This window comes from Vibrio sp. 10N.261.52.C2, from assembly GCF_041471425.1.
Taxonomy (GTDB): domain Bacteria; phylum Pseudomonadota; class Gammaproteobacteria; order Enterobacterales; family Vibrionaceae; genus Vibrio; species Vibrio crassostreae_C.
The window spans coordinates 1-3,596 of sequence record NZ_JBFROH010000026.1 but is presented as its reverse complement, the minus strand read 5'-3'; the positions used below and the strand labels follow the sequence as shown (position 1 = coordinate 3,596).

The following is a 3,596-nucleotide window of genomic DNA, read 5'->3' as shown; positions in this document are numbered from 1 at the left end:
TTCGTCTATTCGTCTATTCGAGCAGAGCTTAAAGAAAAATAGAAAGCGAACAAAGGTATAAGTTAGTAAACTAATTAGACTAGTTCGTCGCTTTTGAATCTGATGAATTAGCTGCTTTCGTTGCTTCTTCAGCAGTTTTCTTACCAAATACCGTATCCATCATAAAACCAATACGCTTAGCTGCATTACCAAATTTGTTTGGGTTAGCCGTGTATGGGACTTTAAATTCTACTTCACCTACTCTTTGTCCGTTCTGATAAGCATTGATCTCCGCTTGCTTTAAGAACAACGCTAAGTCCCAGCTCCAATGGCCTTCATACTCCAATGTCAGCTTATCAAGATCGTGCTTCGACTTATCAGGTACGACGGTGTAGGTATAATCGTTATCTTGCAGCCACGTTTCCATAGTATTTAAAAACCCTTCACGTGTTTCAGCGTCTTTAACGATAACAACATCAACTTCAGTCGTAGGTTCTGGAATCGCGCTCCCAGTGTAACGAGGGGCTCCACAACCAGCCAAAATTAAAACCGAAAGCGATAATAGTAGGTATTTTTTCACGTTATATATCCATTAACAGTTAACTGCGTGAATGATACCACATCAAAAAAATGACATATTATATAAGCAAAGGTTAATCAGACATTCCTTGTTACATAAGGCACTAAAAAACAACGAAAGAAAATGCGAAGGCTATGGGTCTCCTTTGATGAACATTTAAATCATCGCATCATTGAATGCATCACAAGGGATATCATGGAAAAGACACTTCAAACGAAATTGGCGACTAGCCTACTACTGCTGAGAATCGGCATTTTTATCGTCTTCTTATTCTGGGGCTTGGATAAGATCCTTGTCCCTGAGCACGCGACAAAAGTACTGTCTGGCTTTTACGGCATCGACATCTCGAACAATGCGATGATGGCTCTGGGTGTCGCGCAGCTCGGATTTTTAGGCGCATTCGTTGTAGGCATGTGGAAAAAGTACACCTACGGAGCCATTTTAGTCCTTCATGCAGGCTCAACCTTTTCCTCTTTTGGAAAATACATGGACCCGTTCAACAACCTACTGTTCTTCGCCTCTTGGCCAATGCTCGCAGCCTGTATCGCAATCTTCTTACTTCGCAATTACGACACTTACAGCGTGTCCAACTAACACAAAGGGCGCCGTTATTGGCGCCCTGTTTGGTTGGGTTGATTCTTATCAACCTAAAATACTCTGTTAGCTGTATGACCCTATTTTACATTTCTATAAGTTACTAGAAACCCTGTCAAACCTATTGAGAGAGCAGCAATACATACTCCCCTCAGTATTGCATCATTGAGATAAGCTGAGTAGAAAAGCATTGCAATAAATGCACTACATGACACCAAAAAAGGTGCAATTGAACGATGGGTAAAACGTGAAGTATCAACCACACTATAACGATCTAGAACCAAATCCAAGAGCAAGAGCATGTGCATAACAAACAAAACATTTAGTACTGGAAGTACCCAGTAAAACCAACTATCTACAGGAAAGCTAAATAGTTGAACAAAGGTAAGGTGAGCCAATATAGAAAACAAAATACTTTTCCAACCATTCGAGCTACTTTGTACTCTAATGCGGTATGTTCGTCGGGCGACAGAAGCAAGTGGTTTGGCTGAAGAAACCCAAATAGCCAACCAAACTATAAGTAATACCATGGTTCAAGAGCCTCTAAATTAAGGTTTACGCAGCTATTCTGAATTAGATATCTAGAACTATTATCCCAAGATATCGACACTTTACGCCTTGCTAAGGTGTGAGCAAACCAATACCTTAGCCTCCGCATAATACCTTAAACACATAAACCAACGCATAGTAAAAATGCCACGTGTTGCGAATCACTCTTAAGCAACTTGTTATACCGCTTGATTGAGGCTAAAATGACCAAAATAAAGACCACTTAAGAGACCTATTAAATGACCACTAGAATTTTAGCCGATGTTGCTGCAAGCATTACTGAGTTGAAAGCTAACCCTATGAAAGTTGCAACTAGTGCTTACGGTGAACCTGTTGCTGTACTGAACCGAAATGAGCCAGCATTTTATTGCGTGCCAGCCGAAGCGTACGAAATGATGATGGACAGACTCGAAGATCTTGAACTACTAACTATTGCGAAAGAGCGTGAATCTGAAGAGAGTATTTCGGTAAATATTGATGACCTATAAACTCGACTTTAAAAAGAGTGCACTCAAAGAGTGGAAAAAGCTTGGCTCAACGCTTCAACAACAATTTAAGAAAAAGCTAATCGAGCGTTTAGATAACCCGCATGTTCCGGCTTCAAAACTCTCTGGAGCTGACAACATGTATAAGATTAAGCTGCGCCAATCGGGCTACCGTCTCGTCTACAAAGTTGAAGACGATGTCATCATTGTAACCGTCTTAGCAGTCGGAAAACGCGAACGTAGCGATGTTTACCGTAAAGCTATGAAAAGGTTAGATGATTGATTGCGGTATCAACGAATGACATGGATTCCCCCTACCGAGGATCTGCCACACTTATGTGGTACTTAAATGCATCGGAGGCACCATGTCTGATTATTCTTATTTCTGCGGTATCGACCTAGCTAAAAACCACTTTAGTCTTCATGCCGTAGACCAAAATGGTAAGGTCATACTTCATAAGTCAGTAACTCGCTCTAAACTACTGACTACAATAGCAAATATGCCACTCATGCGTATAGGCGTTGAAGCGTGTGGTGGTGCACATTATTGGGTAAGAACACTCAATAAACTTGGGCATGACGCCCGCATCATGGCCGTTAAATACGTGGTTCCTTATCGAACTAAAGGGAAGAACGACCTTAATGATGCAGTAGCTATCTGCGAAGCTGTTCAGCGACCATCCACTCGCTTTGTGCCCGTAAAATCACCAGAGCAACAAGCCATCCTATCGGTACATAGAATGAGAGAGCATTGGGTTCGTGAACGTACCGCGCTTATGAATCGCATGCGCGCCCTACTTTCTGAGTTCGGGTTGATCATTCCCGTTGGTCGCTCTTCATTGATGAAACAGATTCCCTTAATGCTTGAAGATGCAGAAAATGAACTGCCACATCTCGCAAGAACGGTGATTGCCGATGCTTATCACCACCTTGGAGAGTTGAATCAACGTATCGCCGATACTGAACAAGTCTTCGACTCTTTTGCTAAGGTCAGCGCTAATGTTCAACGAGTGATGAAAGTTCGAGGTATTGGGCCGCAAACCGCTACTGCGATACTTGCTTCGATAGGCAATGGTTCTCAATTTGATAAAAGCCGTGATTTCTCTGCTTGGCTAGGACTCGTACCAAAGCAATATTCCACAGGAGGAAAACCTCGCTTAGGCCGAATAACCAAACACGGTGATAAATACTTACGAACACTATTAGTTCATGGCGCAAGGACCGTGATTGCCAACCTTGGCGACAAGCAAGATAAGTTAAGTCAGTGGTGTCGCGGCGTTCTAGAACGAAGAGGAATGAACCGAGCGATAGTGGCACTTGCCGCGAAGAACGCACGAATTATATGGTCGCTTTTACACAATCAAACCGAATATGAAAACTATGCTGCTTACATAGACAGAACCTTAAGC

The 3,596-nt window shown here is 42.3% G+C and carries 5 protein-coding genes; 4 read left to right on the top strand and 1 reads right to left on the bottom strand.

What is annotated here, in order from left to right; translation table 11 throughout:
- Positions 1-79: 79 nt before the first annotated feature.
- Positions 80-559, bottom strand: coding sequence for an Sbal_3080 family lipoprotein (locus AB4307_RS10500; RefSeq protein WP_017068825.1), 480 nt, complete (start codon positions 557-559; stop codon positions 80-82).
- Between the two features lie 195 nt (positions 560-754).
- On the opposite strand from AB4307_RS10500, the gene AB4307_RS10495 reads away from it, so the two are divergent.
- The 4 genes from AB4307_RS10495 to AB4307_RS10480 form a co-directional block, all read left to right on the top strand.
- Positions 755-1,153, top strand: a complete 399-nt coding sequence (locus tag AB4307_RS10495; protein ID WP_017064752.1) for a hypothetical protein — start codon at positions 755-757, stop codon at positions 1,151-1,153.
- Between the two features lie 788 nt (positions 1,154-1,941).
- Positions 1,942-2,190 carry a type II toxin-antitoxin system Phd/YefM family antitoxin gene (locus tag AB4307_RS10490; RefSeq protein WP_004730320.1) on the top strand — a complete coding sequence of 83 codons (249 nt, stop codon included), beginning with the start codon at positions 1,942-1,944 and terminating at the stop codon, positions 2,188-2,190.
- Entirely contained in the window at positions 2,180-2,470 is a 291-nt protein-coding gene (locus AB4307_RS10485) for a type II toxin-antitoxin system RelE family toxin (RefSeq protein WP_005377002.1), read from the top strand. Before AB4307_RS10490 ends, AB4307_RS10485 begins: the two co-directional genes overlap by 11 nt.
- Before the next feature lie 82 nt (positions 2,471-2,552).
- On the top strand, positions 2,553-3,596 hold a 1,044-nt coding region (locus AB4307_RS10480; protein ID WP_372131825.1), incomplete at its 3' end, for an IS110 family RNA-guided transposase.